Here is a 16,482-nt window from a genome sequence, read left to right as displayed (position 1 = left end):
TGCAACAGGAATCAGCAATGTTTTCTGTTGCAATATTTATATAGACAAACAGAGATCAGGAGGAACAGAACATGGCAGCAATCAGATGCTTTAAAGCATTCAGACCAAGACCGGATATCTGCGACAGAGTGGCAGCATTACCATATGATGTGTATAGCAGAAAAGAAGCCTGTGAAGAAGTACGCCGGGAACCGATGTCATTTTTAAAGGTAGATCGTGCAGAGACATCATTTGATGACAGTGTGGATACCTATGCACCGGAAGTGTATAAGAAGGCAGGAGATCTTCTGCATGAGATGATGGAGGATGGTACTTATATTGAGGAAGAAAAGCCGGTATACTACATATATGAATTGATCATGGATGGACGTCATCAGACAGGTCTGGTTGCCTGTGCTTCGATTGATGACTATGTGAATGGTGTGATCAAGAAACACGAGAATACCAGAGAAGACAAAGAACAGGATCGTATCCGCCATGTAGAAGCCTGTGGTGCGCAGACCGGACCAATCTTCCTTGCCTATCGTTCAATTGATATTGTAAATCAGATCATTGACCGGGTAAAGACAGGAGAAAAGTTATATGGCTTTACTTCACCGGATGGTATCACACATAATGTATGGATCATTGATGAAGCAGATGATATTCAGATAATTCAGGAAGCATTTGCAGGTATCAACGAGATTTACATAGCAGACGGACATCATCGTTCTGCTTCTGCTGTAAAAGCAGGCCTCCATATGAGAGAACAGCATCCGGATTATACCGGAGAGGAAGAATTTAATTATTTTCTGTCCGTTCTGTTTCCGCATGATCAGTTGATGATCCTTCCATATAACCGTGTTGTAAATGATCTGAACGGTATGACTGATGATGAATTTTTAAAGAAACTGGAAGACAAATTTGAAGTAAAAGCATGTGATGCGGCTGTTTCACCGGGGAAGAAAGGCAGCTTTGGCATGTATATGGATGGCAGATGGTATCAGTTAACGGTAAAGGACGGAGTAGTTCCGGAGGATGTTGTCGGCTGTCTGGATGTATCTGTGCTTCAGGAAAATGTTCTGGCACCGATGCTTGGCATTGGAGATCCGAGAACGGACAAACGGATCCAGTTTGTCGGTGGTATCCGTGGACTTTCCGAGCTGGAACGACTGGTGGATGGAGGAAAGAAGGTAGCATTTTCCATGTATCCGACTTCCATTACAGAATTATTTGATATTGCGGATGCAGGCAAACTGATGCCGCCGAAGTCTACATGGTTTGAACCAAAGCTTCGAAGCGGAATCTTTATCCACAAGATAAACGAATAAAGATGAACAGTCATATGCAAATGAGAAAATTGAACAGGGAAACGGTGCAGGTATTTCGTATTTTGCATATAGAAAAGAATACACATGAGGAGAATGGGTTATGACAAAGAACACAGAGATTTTCGTTCTGAATCAGGATGAGGTTATGGCGATCACGGGGGCGAGACATGGCAATCCACATCACATACTTGGTATGCATGCCTGTCTGGCTGATGTATATGTAAATGCATTTCTGCCGGATGCAGCAGAAGTTTATGTAGTGGATGAAAAGGATCAGACAGAATATCCGATGCATGTAGAATACGCCGATGGATTTTTTACAGTAAAGATTGAGAACCGGCAGCCATTTGCATATCTGCTAAAGATTGTCCGGAAGGTATGGGATGCAGACGGAGAAGAAGCAGATGAAGTCAGTCTGATAAAGGATGCATACAGCTTTTCCTATTCTGCGGATCTTGAAAAAGTAATGCAGGTGGTAAATGGAGAAGATGACGTGGAATCAGGCTTCCGGATCAAAGAATTGTTTGGAGCCAGAAAGCTGAACTTTGATGGCACAGAAGGAGTGGCATTCTGTATTCAGGTTCCGGGCTGCGTCAGAGCCAGCGTGGTCGGAGATTTCAATAACTGGGACGGCAGAGTGAACCAGATGCGGAAGATCGAGTATACCGATCTGTTTGAACTGTTTATACCATATGACATTAACCAGACCAGATATAAATTTGAAGTATTATATGAAAATGGAGAAACCGATATTTTCTCCGATCCATATGCAACAGCATTTGAACCGGTTCCGGGCAATGCGTCCTTATTTATAGAGCTGACATATGAATGGATGGATGCAGCATATATGACAGAGCGGAAAAAGAAGAATATCAGCATGGAACCTGTGAATATCTATGAGGTACATATGCAGACATTTAAGACCGACAAAGATGGAGAACGGCTTTCCTATCAGGCATTTGCAAAAGAAATCGCAGCTTATGTAAAGAGCATGAAGTATAATTACATCGAGCTTATGCCGATCATGGAATATTCCGGTGAGGATACATGGGGATATGATACGACGGGTATCTATGCACCAACGTCCAGATTTGGTTCTCCAACTGATTTCATGGCAATGGTTGATTATCTGCATGCAAAAGGTATTGGTGTGATCCTTGATATGGTGCCTGTGATGGATATTGACTGTATGACTTACTGGTTGGAAGCGTATCATCTGGATGGCATCCGTCTGGATAATAAAGAGCTGATCCGTTCCTTCCGAAAGGTGACCGGAGACAGATATGCGGATGTTATGGTGGATCTTACATGGAACACAACGGGCGTTTCAAAGCTTACAGAGTATATGAAGACTGCGCCAGATCGCAGAGAGAACTTTGTAGACTATGTATCTTCTGTAACCGGATTTATATCCGAGCATCAGGAGGTAAGTGCATTATCACATGATCAAGTGGCATATGGTCAGGGAAGTTTTATAGAGAAGATGCCGGGTGGCTATGAAGACAAATATGCAGATCTTCGTATATTTTATGGCTTGAATATGTTCCTTCCCGGTAAAAAACTGATGTTTATGGGACAGGAGATTGGAATGTTTGGCGGCTTTGATGGCTATCATGTTATTGATTGGAGCGTTCTGGAGTTTGAAGCAAATAAATATCTTCAGAAGTATGTAAAGGATCTGAATGCTTTATATCTTGCAGAACCGGCGTTTTATGAAGCAGACAAACTTCCATTTGTATTTGCAGGAGAGCAGGAGCCACATACTGTATGCTTCACAAGAACAGACAGCAAGGGTTCTGTCTGTTATGTAGCTGCGAACTTTGGAACTTCAGATCAGAAGAGCTATGTATTACAGACCGGAGCTCCGGGAACTTATAAAGAGATCTTCTCCAGTGATGCGGCAAAGTATGGTGGAGAAGGTAATAACAATAGACAGCAGAAGGTGACGAAGGACGGTGATATCGAGATTGTTCTCCCTGCACTTTCAATCACAGTATTTAAGAAGGTGAAATAATTAAGTGATAGGTATAGCATTGACGGAGAAGCTGGCAGATACTACAGAGTCAGCATCAGAAACGGCATCGGAGATCGTACAGGATGCAGAACAAAAAGCTGGATTGCTCAGACAGTATATGACAGATCTGCTGGATTGGTGCATGTCAAAGGTTGGAAGCCTGGTAGTGGCGGTTATCTTTATGGTGATCGGATTTCGGGTTGTGAAATGGATCATCAAGCTGATAAAGAGAACCTTTGACCGTTCCAATATGGATGTCAGTGTCGCAGGATTTTTACTGTCTGCCATCCGTATTCTGATGAATTTTATAATATTGATAACGGCGGCATCCATTGTCGGTTTTCAGGTTACTTCATTTGTCACATTGCTTGGAACGGCGGGTGTGACGATCGGTCTTGCGTTGCAGGGCAGCCTGTCCAATCTTGCCGGTGGTGTGCTGATCCTGATATTGAAACCATTTCATGTAGGTGACTATATTATCGAGAATAATACCAAATGTGAAGGCGAGGTTGTATCAATCGATATATTCTATACAAAGCTTAAGACGATCGATAATCGTTCCGTAGTCATACCAAATGGAAGCATATCGAATACGTCACTGGTGAATGTTACTTTACATGATAAGAGGCGGGCAGAGATCAAGCTCGGTATCGGTTACGATGAAGATCTGGATAAGGTAAAGCGTGTGGTACTGGATGCGGTAAAGACAGTTCCGGGATATCTGGAGGATGAAGTCGTGGATTTCTTCATTGATGAATTCGCAGATAGCAGCATTGTGGTCAGTGTTCGGTTCTATGCGAAGATCGACCAGTACTGGGATGCACTCTGGTCGGCAAGATGGAATATCAAGAAAGCATTTGATGAAAATGGCATCGTTATCCCATACAATAAACTGGATGTCAACCTCGATTCTTGCAAAAAAACAGATAATCGAGTATAATAATCGGTTGTGATATGAAAACTAGATAATTGTGTGATGAGTTTACTATCACACAATTATCCGTACATTTAATAAATTAGGAGTGATTTAGAAATGACAAAGATTGATATTATTTCCGGTTTCTTAGGTGCCGGAAAAACAACTCTGATCAAGAAGCTGATCGAAGAAGGTTTTAAGGGCGAGAAGCTTGTGCTGATTGAGAATGAATTTGGCGAGATCGGTATTGACGGCGGATTCTTAAAGGATGCCGGTGTACAGATTACTGAGATGAATTCCGGTTGTATCTGCTGCTCCTTAGTTGGAGATTTTGGTACGGCTTTAAAGAAGGTTATTACAGAATATGCACCGGACAGAATCATTATCGAGCCATCCGGTGTTGGTAAGCTTTCAGATGTTATCAAGGCTGTAAAGGATGTTGCAGAAGAAGTTGAAGTACAGCTTGACAGCTATACAACAGTTGCAGATGTATCCAAATGCAAGATTTACATGAAGAACTTTGGTGAATTCTTCAATAATCAGATCGAAAGTGCAAATACGATCGTACTGAGCAGAACACAGACAGCTTCCCAGGATAAGATCGAAAAGGCAGTTGCCATGATCCGTGAGCACAATGCAGATGCTACGATCATCACGACTCCATGGGATGATATTGACGGTTCTAAGATCAAAGAAGCTATGCAGAATCATAAAACCGTTAAGGACGCTTTATTTGAGGATGAAGATGAGCATGAGCATCACCACCTTCATCACGACCATGATGACGAATGTGGCTGTCATGACCATGATCATGAACATCATCATCACGACCATGACGATGAATGTGGCTGTGGCGATCATGACCACGATCATGAACATCATCATCACGACCATGACGACGAATGTGGCTGTGGCTGCCATGACCACGATCATGAACATCATCATCATGACCATGACGACGAATGTAGTTGTGGCTGTCATGATCACGATCATCATCATCACCACCATGCAGATGAGGTATTTACAAGCTGGGGTAAGGAAACTCCACATAAGTTTAATGAAGATAAGTTAAAAGAGACTCTGGATGAGCTTGCTAACACAGAGGAATATGGTATTATCCTTCGTGCAAAGGGTATCGTTCCAAGTGATGGTACAGACTGGTTATACTTTGATCTTGTACCGGGTGAGTATGAGATCCGTAAGGGAAATCCGGATATCACAGGTAAGTTATGTGTGATCGGAAGCAAACTGGCAGAAGACAAGCTTGCAGAGCTGTTTGAGGTATAGGAGAAAATGATGGCAAGACAACAGGAAACAGAGATTCCGGTTTATGTATTTATGGGCTTCCTTGACAGTGGTAAAACTACATTTGTGAAGGAGACATTATTAGACCGGGAATTCACCGGAGGCGCCAAGACACTGCTTCTTGTATGCGAAGACGGTGAAGAAGAGTACGATGAGAAAGACCTGAAAAAGAAAAATATTTTTCTGGAATTCATAGAAGAAGATCAGTTGAACACAGAGCATCTGTTAGATCTGCAGGACAAATATCAGCCGGAGCAGGTTATGATCGAATACAATGGTATGTGGAAGCTGGACAAGATCTTTGATATCCGTGTGCCGAAAGGATGGACCGTTGTCCAGGTATTATCCTTTGTAAATGCTGAGACATATGATGTATATCAGCAGAATATGAAAGCAACAATGATGGATCAGGTTAACAGTGCGGATATGGTTGTATTTAACCGTTGTGATGAGAAGTCCAAGCGCGCAGAATGGCGCAGAGGAATCAAAGCAGTCAACCGACGGGCACAGATCATCTTTGAGATGAAGGATGGTTCGATCGCACCGGATGAGAATGACGAAGAAGATCTGCCATACGATGTAAAGGCTGACGTGATCGAGCTGAACGATGAGGATTTTGGTATCTGGTATGTGGATGCCTCCGATCAGCCGGATCGTTATGTCGGTAAGAAGATCCATTTCCGTGGCATGGTATTCAAGCCGAAACAGTATGGTAAGAATGCATTTGTACCGGGACGTTTTGCGATGACCTGCTGTGTAGAGGATATTACATTTGTAGGCTTCAAATGCTATTACGATGGCTCTAAGAATCTGATTGACAGACAGTGGGTAGATGTAACAGCAACGATCAAGAAAGAATACTATCCTGATTTTGAGGGAGATGGTCCGGTTCTCTATGCAGAGAAGGTTGTGCTGACCGGTCCGCCGGAAGAAGAGGTTGTATACTTCAGTTAATATAAAAATGCATTTGACTTTTTGTATGGATACAGGTAGTATAAATGCAGGCGTATAAAAAGCTGCCAGGTGGCAGCTTTTTGTTTTCGCTGATTCTGTTCAGGCATGCTCCATGGAGAGACGGCAGAAATGTCGAAAGGAGCAGATACAGATGTACAGTAAAGTAACAAGTGGAGGAGTCCTTGGAGTAGAGGGACTTCTGATTCAGGTGGAAACAGATATCAATGACGGACTGCCAATGTTTCATATGGTAGGCTTTTTGTCTGCATGCGTAAAGGAAGCCGGAGAGCGGGTGAGAACAGCGCTCAAAAACTCTGGATTTCAGATACCACCGAAAAAGATCACGATCAATTTATCACCGGCAGATATCCGGAAGGAAGGAACTGCCTACGATCTTCCCATTGCCATAGGAATTATGGTATCTATGGGGCTTATTCCAAACGATAAAATAGAAAATACCTTGATTATGGGTGAACTGGGGCTGGATGGCAGGATCAATGCTGTATCAGGAATACTCCCGGTTGTTCATCATGCAGTAAAACAAGGAATCACACGCTGTCTTGTTCCGGCGGAAAATGCAGAGGAGGCGGCACTGATCCGAAATATAGAAGTGATCCCGCTTCGGACGTTGTCAGAAGCGGAATCTTATCTGAATGAAAAAGCGGTGATCGAGCCTGCATTTGTAGATGTGGAGGCTCTGCTCGACCAGGAGGATATGGGGGAACTGGGAGATTTTGCAGATATTAAAGGGCAGGAAATATTGAAGCGCGGAATGGAGATCGCAGCAGCCGGAATGCACAATATTCTGATGACAGGAGCAGCAGGTTCAGGAAAGTCCATGATCGCAAAATGCCTGCCAACGATCCTTCCACGTCTGACATTTGAGGAGAGTATTGATATTACCAAGATATACAGTGTGGCAGGTCTGCTGAAAAAAGGACAGGCGATGATAACAAAGCGTCCGTTCCGGGCACCGCATCATACCGTATCTGCCATTGCTCTAACCGGTGGCGGAGCAATACCGAAGCCGGGAGAGATCAGTCTCAGTCATAATGGGGTGTTGTTTCTGGATGAGCTTCCGGAATTTGGCAGAAATGTTCTTGAAGTAATGCGGCAGCCGTTAGAAGATCGGGAAGTAACGATTGCAAGGATCCAGGGTAAATATATATATCCGGCAGGATTTATGCTGGTTGCGGCACGAAATCCCTGTCCCTGCGGCATGTATCCGGATCTGAATAAATGTACCTGTACCTGTAGGCAGATCCGACAATACAATGCAAGGCTTAGCAGACCTCTGCTCGATCGTATTGATATCAACGTAAATGTCCGCAGGATTGACTGTTCTGACCTGTTAGAGGATAAACGGGCAGAAACTTCGGCTGAGATCCGGGAAAGGGTGCTTGCGGCGCAGAATATACAGAAGGAGCGTTACCGTTCAGAGTCGATAAATTTTAATTCCCAACTGGATGGAAAGAGAACAAAGCAATATATTTCCCTGGGAAGGGCAGAGCAGGAGCTGGTGCGGGAAGCGTTTGAACATACAGAACTTTCTGCCAGAGGCTATAACCGGGTACTTAAGATCGCAAGGACGATCGCTGATCTGGCAGGAAGTATCGGGATCCATGAGGAACATTTAAAAGAGGCATTGTTTTTCCGGTATCAGAATCTTACAGAAGAGGCAGAGGGAAATATGCAGTACAAAGGAATGAAAGGGGGGGACAGATATGGAGTATGATCTTATAAGGCTGTGGCTGGGGATGATATCGGATATGGGGAATGCAGCACTTGGCAGGATCCTTGATTATTTTGGAGGACCTGAAGAACTGTGGAATGTTCCAGAACATGTGCTTCGGGAAACGTTGACAGAAAAACAGAGTGAACGGATCCTGTGCACACGGGATGAAAAGAAAATAATCGTCTATAAAAACAGACTAAAAGAGCGGAATATTACATATATATATCCAGGACATCCTTATTTTCCGGAAGTCCTGCGGGAAATTCCGGATTGTCCGTTTCTGCTGTATGCAAAGGGGTGTGTGGAGACGCTTAAAACAGACAGAACCGGTATAGCGATCGTAGGTGCAAGAAAGGCATCCGCATATGGGAAAGAGATGGCGGAGCAGTTTGCTTCTGTGCTTGCAGAATATCGGACTGGTATTATCAGCGGACTTGCAGCAGGAATCGACGGCGCCGCCCAGCGTGCCGCAATCAATGTAGAAAATGGATTTACAGTTGCAGTACTAGGTTGTGGGATCAATATCTGTTATCCGAAGGAAAATTACAATTTGTTTGAACGGATTGGGCGTCAGGGTGTGATCCTGTCAGAATATGGGTTGGATATAGAGCCTGCGGCATGGAGATTTCCACTTAGGAACCGGATCATCAGTGGACTTGCAAAAGGGGTGCTGGTTGTAGAAGCACAGAAGAAAAGCGGATCTCTGATCACCGCCGATCAGGCGCTGGAACAGGGGCGTGAGGTGTATGCAGTTCCGGGACGGATTGGAGACAGAAGCAGTGAGGGCTGCAATCATCTGATCCGGCAGGGGGCTATGCTTGTGACGGATCCTGAGGATATTGTGGAGGATTTAAAACTTGAACGGAGGATCCTTGCAGCAGGGAAAGCAGAATGTCGGGAGAACAGCCGGCTTACCGCTCTGGAACAGAAGATATGTGTCTGTATGGGGCGGGAAGTGCTGCATATAGAGGAAATCTGTGCCCGCGTGGATCAGCCTCCTGCAAGAATCCTGACAGCGTTATTTGATATGGAAAGAAAAGGAATAATTCGGCAGCCGGTACGGTATTATTTTGCTGTTACACAGGGATGAAAACAGGATCCGGGGCATTTTTTCAGAAAATTGTAATAAAATATTCACTTGCATGGCAGGGAAAAATGGTGTATAGTTTGTGTCGTTTAAACGAACAGGAAAGGAAAGAGTACATGGCTAAATATCTTGTTATTGTAGAGTCTCCGGCGAAAGCCAAGACGATTAAAAAGTTTTTAGGCAGTAATTATGAAGTGATTGCGTCGAATGGTCATGTGCGTGATCTGCCTAAAAGCCAGATGGGCATTGATGTTGATAATGATTTTGAACCAAAATATATAACAATCAGAGGAAAAGGAGATATACTCGCACAGCTTCGAAAAGAAGTAAAGAAAGCTGACAAGGTGTATCTTGCAACTGACCCCGACCGTGAGGGAGAAGCGATCTCCTATCATTTATCAAAAGCACTGAAACTGGATGATAAGAAGTACAAGCGAATTACCTTCAATGAAATTACGAAAAATGCAGTAAAGAATTCAATTAAGCAGGCACGCGATATTGATATGGCACTTGTGGATGCACAGCAGGCGAGACGTGTATTGGACAGACTGGTTGGTTATAAGATCAGTCCGCTTCTCTGGGCAAAGATCAAGAGAGGTTTAAGTGCCGGACGTGTACAGTCAGTGGCATTGAAGCTGATCTGTGACAGAGAAAAAGAGATCAACGAATTTATTCCAAAGGAATACTGGACACTTTCTGCTATGCTGGTACCGGAAAAGGCAAAGAGAAGCATTGAATTCAAATACATGGGAAATGGAAGTGATAAGGAGGAAATATCTTCCAGAGCAGAATTGGATCATATCATAGAAACGATCGGAAAGCAGTCCTTTCAGATCGCATCGATCAAGGACAGTGAGCGTCATAAGAAAGCGCCACTTCCATTTACAACCAGTACGTTGCAGCAGGAAGCTTCCTCCAAGCTGAACTTTGCGACATCCAAAACGATGCGTATCGCACAACAGTTATATGAAGGTGTGGAGATCAAGGGCAGAGGTTCCATCGGTTTGATCTCTTATCTGAGAACGGATTCTACCAGAATATCAGATGAAGCGGCGGCAGCAGCCAAGGATTATATCATAAAGAATTTTGGAGAAGATTATACAGCCGGAATACCACGGGCAGACAAACCGGGTAAGAAGATCCAGGACGCGCATGAAGCAATCCGTCCGACAGATATTACATTGTCACCGGCGGCTATCAAGGATCAGTTGAGCAGAGAACAGTTCCGGCTGTATCAGTTGGTCTATAATCGTTTCCTTGCAAGTCAGATGGCAGAGGCAGTATACAGCATTAAGACTGTAAAGGCAGAAGCGGCAGGTTATCGGTTCCAGACTTCGGTGTCAAAGATTGCATTTGCCGGATTTACAACGGTTTATAATGTGGACAACGAGAAGAGTGAGCATATTGCGGGAATTAAGGATCTGAATGAAGGCGATCTGCTAAAATTAGAAGATTTTGATGAGAAGCAGCATTTTACACAGCCACCGGCAAGATATACAGAAGCCCTTCTTGTAAGAACCTTAGAGGAGCTTGGCATTGGAAGACCAAGTACCTATGCGCCGACGATCTCAACGATACAGAATCGCCGTTATATAACAAAAGAGAATAAGAAATTATATGTAACAGAATTGGGAGAAGCCGTGAATCAGATTATGGAACAGGCATTTCCGGTTATTATCGACGTGAATTTTACAGCGAATCTGGAGTCCCTTCTCGATAAAATCGGTGAGGGCGCTATCGAATGGAAAGTTGTAGTAAGAAACTTCTATCCGGATCTCGATGCGGCGGTTAAGAAAGCGGAGAGTGAGTTGCAGTCCATTAAGATTGAGGATGAGGTAACGGATGAGGTGTGTGACGAGTGCGGGCGCAATATGGTCGTAAAGTATGGTCCACATGGCAAATTCCTTGCATGCCCGGGATTTCCGGAATGTAAGTTTACCAAGCCGTTCTTTGAGAAAACTGGAGTTCCTTGCCCAAAGTGTGGCGGTGACATTGTAATAAAGAAGACCAGAAAGGGCAGAAGATACTATGGATGTATCAATGCTCCTGAGTGTGATTTTATGTCATGGGCAAAACCATCAAAGGAAAAATGTCCGGTATGTGGCAGTTATATGGTTGAAAAGGGTAATAAGTTACTTTGTTCAGCAGAAAACTGTGGATATTCCAGAGATAATACCGAAAAGGAAAAACAGGCATAAGTGATCGGATGAAGTTGTCCGGTCTGCCATATAAAAAAAGTTGTTTTTAAATATTAAATCTCTCGTTTGACAGGAAAGACTATTGTTATCTCCAGACCATTGTGATAGAATGTCAAATAGTGTAGATTTTTTTATGCAAAAACAACTTTTTTGTATTTTACATACGGAGGAACAGAAATGAGTGTTCAATTATTAGATAAAACACGAAAAATCAACAAATTATTGCACAATAACAATTCGCATAAGGTTGTTTTTAATGATATTTGTGATGTTTTGAGTGATATTTTAAAATCAAATGTACTGGTTATCAGTAAAAAAGGAAAGGTTCTGGGAATTAAGAACCGTGAAGATATACCTGAGATCCATGAACTGATCGAGGATAAGGTCGGTCTTTTGATCGACAGTATGCTGAATGAGAGACTTCTCCTTGTATTGTCAACAAAAGAAAATGTAAATTTGACTACGCTCGGATTTGACAGTGATAACATAGAGAAATATCAGGGACTTCTGCTTCCAATCGATATAGCAGGAGAACGGCTTGGAACGTTATTTCTGTATAAGCTGGATGCACAGTATGATATTGATGATATTATTCTCGGGGAATACGGAACGACGGTTGTAGGACTTGAGATGATGCGGGCTTTAAATGAAGAAAATGCAGAAGAAGATCGTAAGATTGCAATTGTGCGTTCGGCGATCAGTACTTTATCATTCTCAGAATTACAGGCGATCAAGCATATTTTCTCAGAACTGGATGGAAATGAGGGAATCCTTGTTGCAAGTAAGGTTGCAGACCGGGTCGGAATTACCCGTTCCGTAATCGTGAATGCACTTCGAAAGTTTGAGAGTGCTGGTGTTATAGAAGCAAGATCCTCAGGCATGAAGGGAACTTACATTAAGGTTCTGAATGATGTTGTATTTGACGAATTAAAAGCCGTATAAAATTTTGCAAAGGAGAGTAGAGAAATGATATTACCAATCATAACATTATTAGTTGGCGTAGCAGTTGTAGGTGTAAGCTTTTTTATTCTGGATAGTCATGATTTTAAAGAGGAAGATGAGATATATAATGAAAGCTCAGAAGAATTAAAACGAAAGATCACGGAATTATGTGATTCTCTTCTTGAGCAGAGCAAGACATCATTAGACGAATACAGCGAAGATGTTCGCAAGAAGACAGAAAAGGAACTGAAGGAACAGATTGAAAAATGGGCATCCAAGTTGTCTGAAAAGGCAAAGAAGGAGATGATCGATTATATCAATCAGAGCCTTGCAGAAGCCTATGAAGAATATAATCCGGATGCAGAGAAAAAACCGGAAGCGGTTACTTATGAAGAACTTCTTGAAATGGAAGTAAAGGAAACCGAAGAAGAGATCGCAAAAGAAAAAGAACAACAGGCTGAAAAAGCTGTTTCGGAAGAGAAGCAGACAGAAGAAGCTCCCAAAGAAAATGAGCAGACAGAAGAAATCGAAGAAGAGCCGGATGAGAATTCTCTCGGAGCATTAGAGGCAAGTGAGACGGAGACAGTTATTTCCGGTGATGCAGTTGCAAATGGTGATATAACCGAAACTGTACCGGAACAGGATGTTGAAGAGAACACAGCAGAAGATGATGCGGAGGAACCAAAGGAAGAAGTAGAGGAAGCTGTTGCAGAAGAAGTTGTTGCTGAGGAAGCCGAGAAAGAAGCAGCAGAAGAAAAATCCAATGTTGTTGCCTTTAAGAAAGCAGAAGAGCCTGCTGTTGAGTCAGAAGCAACCGAAATTACAGAAGAAACAACAGTCGTAGAAGCAACCGGTACTGAGCCTGTACAGAAGACAGAACAGCCGGCGGGAGGCAACCGTTCCAGAAAGAAGAACCGCAAGAAGAACAGAACAAACAGAAATCAGAATCGTGCACAGGAGGCAAAGAAAGAAGCTCCTGCACCGGAAGAAATCTGGGATGATGAGAAAAATATCGATGAAGAAGTGGCAGAGCTTTACAAGCAGGGATTTGGAATTATGGAGATCGCGAACCAGCTTGGAATCGGTGTTGGTGAAACCAAGGTGATCATTAAAAATATTGAGAATCAGAAGCAGTAAATTGAAATTGTTTTATACGATAGGAGAAACGGCAGTATGAAGAAAAAATATTTTTTCAGAGGATTAGGCTTTGGACTTATCATTGGTGCGCTCGTTATGATGGTTGGAATTAAGTCCGGAAGCTTTGCAGATACAAAGAAGAATGATCCGTCAAAAGGAGATGCGGTAGAAGTTGTTGCATCAGAAGAAACTACTGAATCAGCGAAAACGACAGAGACTGCAACGGAAACGACAAAAGAGGATGCAGCTAAGGCAACGACGGAAGTGACGACAGAAGCTACAACAGAGGCGACAAAGGAAACCACAACGGAAAATACAACCAAGGCAACCACGGAAGCCACAACCGAAAGTACAACCAAGGCAACCACGGAAGCTACAACAGAAGCAACTACGGAAGCTACGACAGAGACGACAACAGAAACAACTACGGAAGCTACGACAGAGACAACTACAGAAGAAAAGAAAAAGGGTGGTTCGATTACGATCAAGCCGGGTATGTATGCAGAGGCAATCTCTCAGGCATTATATGATATCGGAATGGTAGACAGTGTACAGGATTTCTATGATTACCTTGTAAGCTCCGGTAATTCCATGAAACTGATGTGTGGAACTTTCACATTCAAGGGTGATGAAACCTACGATGAGATGATTACCATTATGAGAGATGGACGATAGTTATAGCATGAATTAAAACAAAATATGAGATAATGAGCATTGCGCTGGAATGTGCTCGCACATACCAGCATAATGCGAAAAAGACATGGAACTGTTAAGTGACATGAGATTATAAAAAGAAAGTGCTTGCATGCACTTTCTTTTTGTGTTATTATCGATTTTGTGTGTGGGCTTGAATATAGCAGGCTCATAAAAATAATATACATGCTGGTTGATTCCTGAAGTGGTGCCTATAGCTCGGGTGACTCGGTGAAAGAGAGATCAGCAGAAGAATATAACCATGGAGGTAGAAAAAATGAGCGTTATTTCAATGAAACAGTTATTAGAAGCAGGTGTACATTTCGGACACCAGACAAGAAGATGGAACCCTAAGATGAAGCCATACATCTACACAGAGCGTAATGGTATCTACATCATCGACCTTCAGAAGTCAGTAGGAATGGTTGACGATGCTTACAATGCAATCGGTGACTGCGTAGCAAATGGTGGAAAGATTCTTTTCGTTGGTACAAAGAAGCAGGCTCAGGACTCAATCAAGAGTGAAGCAGAGCGTTGCGGTATGTACTATGTAAACGAGAGATGGTTAGGCGGTATGCTTACAAACTTCAGCACAATCCAGACAAGAATCGCTACTCTTAAGAAGTACGAAGCTATGGAAGCTGACGGAACATTTGATGTTCTTCCTAAGAAGGAAGTTATCCAGATCAAGAAGGAGATGGAGAAGCTTCAGAAGAACCTTGGCGGTATCAAGGAAATGAAGGAAATTCCTGACATGATCTTCGTTGTAGATCCTAAGAAGGAAAGAATCTGTATCCAGGAAGCTCATTCACTTGGAATCAAGCTTGTAGGTATTGCTGATACGAACTGTGATCCGGAAGAATTAGATTATGTTATTCCTGGTAACGATGATGCTATCAGAGCTGTAAAGCTTATTGTTTCAAAGATGGCAGATGCAGTTATCGAAGCTCAGCAGGGTGCTGATGCAACAGATGCTGAAGAAGTTGCAGATGAGGATGCAGCAGTAGAAGAGTAATATTTTAGAATATAAATACTAGAATTTTGGAGGTTATTACGATGGCTATTACAGCAAGCATGGTAAAAGAGTTAAGAGAACTCACAGGTGCTGGTATGATGGATTGTAAGAAAGCACTTACAGAGACAAACGGTGATATGGATGCCGCTGTGGAAGTACTCAAAAAGAGTGGTGCAGCTAAGGCTGAGAAGAAAGCAGCAAGAATTGCAGCAGAAGGTATCGCTAAGGTTGCAATTGATGGTAATACAGCAGTAGTTGTTGAAGTTAACTCAGAGACAGACTTCGTTGCAAAGAATGCAATTTTCCAGGAGTTTGTACAGGCAGTTGCAGATAAGGCACTTACAGTAGATACAGAAAAGGCTGGAGATGGCGAAGACGTTGTTTCAATCCTTGATATGAAGGCTGATCTTGATGATAAGATTCTCAAGATTGGTGAGAAGATCTCCATCAGAAGATTTGAGAAGGTTACAGCAGATGTTGTTGCTTCTTATATCCATGGTGGCGGAAGAATCGGTGTTCTTGTAGCCGGTAACGGTGCTTCAGATGATGCAGCTAAGGAAGCACTTACAAACATTGCAATGCAGATCGCTGCTATGAACCCACAGTACATCTCAAGAGACGAGATCTCAGCAGATGAGCTTGCTAAGATGAAAGAGATCACAATTGACAGTGCATTAAATGATCCGTTCTCACTTCCAAAGCCGGTTCTTTCCAAGTTGATCGAGAAGGCTGTAGCCGGTGTATGGAGCGCAGAAGATGTAGCTATCTACGAAGAGAAGAAGTCAAACATGAATTTCTTACCGAACTTCCTTTCAAAGGAAGCTAAGGCTCAGTTAGCAGAGATCGCTTGTGCTGATAAGGAAGAGATCTCAGGCAACAAGATCTTCTCAGGACTTGTTGAAGGACGTATCTCTAAGCAGATGAAGGAAATCTGTCTTCTTGATCAGGTATATGTTAAGGCTGAAGATGGCAAGCAGACAGTTGCAGCATACCTGAAGTCTGTAAATCCTGCTCTTAAGATCGCTAAGTTCGTTCGCTTCGAAGTTGGTGAAGGTATGGAGAAGAAGAACGAAGACTTCGCAGCAGAAGTTGCTAAGCAGATGAATGTATAATTTTATTTGTTGAATGATAATAAAGTATTTCAAGCCCTTGAAAACATTATGTTTTCAAGGGCTG

At 42.9% G+C, this 16,482-nt stretch carries 13 protein-coding genes; all 13 read left to right on the top strand.

Annotated elements, in window-relative coordinates:
• Positions 1-71: 71 nt before the first annotated feature.
• The 13 genes from DXB77_RS10725 (at position 72) to tsf (ending at position 16,418) form a co-directional block, all read left to right on the top strand.
• A complete protein-coding gene (locus tag DXB77_RS10725; RefSeq protein WP_118484505.1) occupies positions 72-1,310 on the top strand; it encodes a DUF1015 family protein in 1,239 nt (412 codons plus the stop codon).
• Positions 1,311-1,410: 100 nt separating this feature from the next.
• Positions 1,411-3,324: an alpha amylase C-terminal domain-containing protein gene (locus DXB77_RS10720; RefSeq protein WP_118484503.1), complete on the top strand. Its 1,914-nt coding sequence runs from the start codon at positions 1,411-1,413 to the stop codon at positions 3,322-3,324.
• A 4-nt stretch (positions 3,325-3,328) separates the two neighbouring features.
• Complete coding sequence (locus DXB77_RS10715) at positions 3,329-4,264, top strand: mechanosensitive ion channel family protein (RefSeq protein ID WP_118484501.1); 936 nt, start codon at positions 3,329-3,331, stop codon at positions 4,262-4,264.
• A gap of 93 nt (positions 4,265-4,357) precedes the next feature.
• The gene (locus tag DXB77_RS10710; RefSeq protein ID WP_118663207.1) at positions 4,358-5,527 is read left to right on the top strand and encodes a GTP-binding protein; all 1,170 of its coding nucleotides are present in this window, start codon (positions 4,358-4,360) and stop codon (positions 5,525-5,527) included.
• Positions 5,528-5,536: 9 nt separating this feature from the next.
• The gene (locus tag DXB77_RS10705; protein WP_021944410.1) at positions 5,537-6,499 is read left to right on the top strand and encodes a GTP-binding protein; all 963 of its coding nucleotides are present in this window, start codon (positions 5,537-5,539) and stop codon (positions 6,497-6,499) included.
• 151 nt (positions 6,500-6,650) lie between these two features.
• Complete coding sequence (locus DXB77_RS10700; RefSeq protein ID WP_117807408.1) at positions 6,651-8,234, top strand: YifB family Mg chelatase-like AAA ATPase; 1,584 nt, start codon at positions 6,651-6,653, stop codon at positions 8,232-8,234.
• Positions 8,224-9,324 carry a DNA-processing protein DprA gene (gene dprA, locus DXB77_RS10695; protein WP_118663206.1) on the top strand — a complete coding sequence of 367 codons (1,101 nt, stop codon included), beginning with the start codon at positions 8,224-8,226 and terminating at the stop codon, positions 9,322-9,324. Before DXB77_RS10700 ends, dprA begins: the two co-directional genes overlap by 11 nt.
• 113 nt (positions 9,325-9,437) lie before the next feature.
• Positions 9,438-11,519: a type I DNA topoisomerase gene (topA, locus tag DXB77_RS10690; RefSeq protein ID WP_118663405.1), complete on the top strand. Its 2,082-nt coding sequence runs from the start codon at positions 9,438-9,440 to the stop codon at positions 11,517-11,519.
• 177 nt (positions 11,520-11,696) lie between these two features.
• A complete protein-coding gene (codY, locus tag DXB77_RS10685; RefSeq protein ID WP_021944414.1) occupies positions 11,697-12,461 on the top strand; it encodes a GTP-sensing pleiotropic transcriptional regulator CodY in 765 nt (254 codons plus the stop codon).
• Between the two features lie 24 nt (positions 12,462-12,485).
• Positions 12,486-13,598 carry a hypothetical protein gene (locus DXB77_RS10680; RefSeq protein ID WP_117807411.1) on the top strand — a complete coding sequence of 371 codons (1,113 nt, stop codon included), beginning with the start codon at positions 12,486-12,488 and terminating at the stop codon, positions 13,596-13,598.
• A 36-nt stretch (positions 13,599-13,634) separates the two neighbouring features.
• Positions 13,635-14,273: a hypothetical protein gene (locus DXB77_RS13035; protein WP_181986482.1), complete on the top strand. Its 639-nt coding sequence runs from the start codon at positions 13,635-13,637 to the stop codon at positions 14,271-14,273.
• 295 nt (positions 14,274-14,568) lie between these two features.
• Positions 14,569-15,306, top strand: a complete 738-nt coding sequence (gene rpsB, locus DXB77_RS10665) for a 30S ribosomal protein S2 (protein ID WP_021944417.1) — start codon at positions 14,569-14,571, stop codon at positions 15,304-15,306.
• Positions 15,307-15,347: 41 nt separating this feature from the next.
• Entirely contained in the window at positions 15,348-16,418 is a 1,071-nt protein-coding gene (tsf, locus tag DXB77_RS10660) for a translation elongation factor Ts (protein WP_117807412.1), read from the top strand.
• The last annotated feature ends 64 nt before the right edge of the window (positions 16,419-16,482 follow it).

It is taken from the genome of Clostridium sp. OM05-9, from assembly GCF_003481465.1.
In the GTDB taxonomy this organism is placed as follows: domain Bacteria; phylum Bacillota; class Clostridia; order Lachnospirales; family Lachnospiraceae; genus Coprococcus; species Coprococcus ammoniilyticus.
This window is presented reverse-complemented; position numbering and strand designations above follow the sequence as displayed.

Bases quoted from the DNA above. Each gene is read 5' to 3' on its own strand.
- DXB77_RS10725 (WP_118484505.1), top strand. From the start codon at position 72: ATGGCAGCAATCAGATGCTTTAAAGCATTCAGACCAAGACCGGATATC.
- DXB77_RS10720 (WP_118484503.1), top strand. From the start codon at position 1,411: ATGACAAAGAACACAGAGATTTTCGTTCTGAATCAGGATGAGGTTATG.
- DXB77_RS10710 (WP_118663207.1), top strand. From the start codon at position 4,358: ATGACAAAGATTGATATTATTTCCGGTTTCTTAGGTGCCGGAAAAACA.
- DXB77_RS10705 (WP_021944410.1), top strand. From the start codon at position 5,537: ATGGCAAGACAACAGGAAACAGAGATTCCGGTTTATGTATTTATGGGC.
- DXB77_RS10700 (WP_117807408.1), top strand. From the start codon at position 6,651: ATGTACAGTAAAGTAACAAGTGGAGGAGTCCTTGGAGTAGAGGGACTT.
- dprA (WP_118663206.1), top strand. From the start codon at position 8,224: ATGGAGTATGATCTTATAAGGCTGTGGCTGGGGATGATATCGGATATG.
- topA (WP_118663405.1), top strand. From the start codon at position 9,438: ATGGCTAAATATCTTGTTATTGTAGAGTCTCCGGCGAAAGCCAAGACG.
- codY (WP_021944414.1), top strand. From the start codon at position 11,697: ATGAGTGTTCAATTATTAGATAAAACACGAAAAATCAACAAATTATTG.
- DXB77_RS10680 (WP_117807411.1), top strand. From the start codon at position 12,486: ATGATATTACCAATCATAACATTATTAGTTGGCGTAGCAGTTGTAGGT.
- DXB77_RS13035 (WP_181986482.1), top strand. From the start codon at position 13,635: ATGAAGAAAAAATATTTTTTCAGAGGATTAGGCTTTGGACTTATCATT.
- rpsB (WP_021944417.1), top strand. From the start codon at position 14,569: ATGAGCGTTATTTCAATGAAACAGTTATTAGAAGCAGGTGTACATTTC.
- tsf (WP_117807412.1), top strand. From the start codon at position 15,348: ATGGCTATTACAGCAAGCATGGTAAAAGAGTTAAGAGAACTCACAGGT.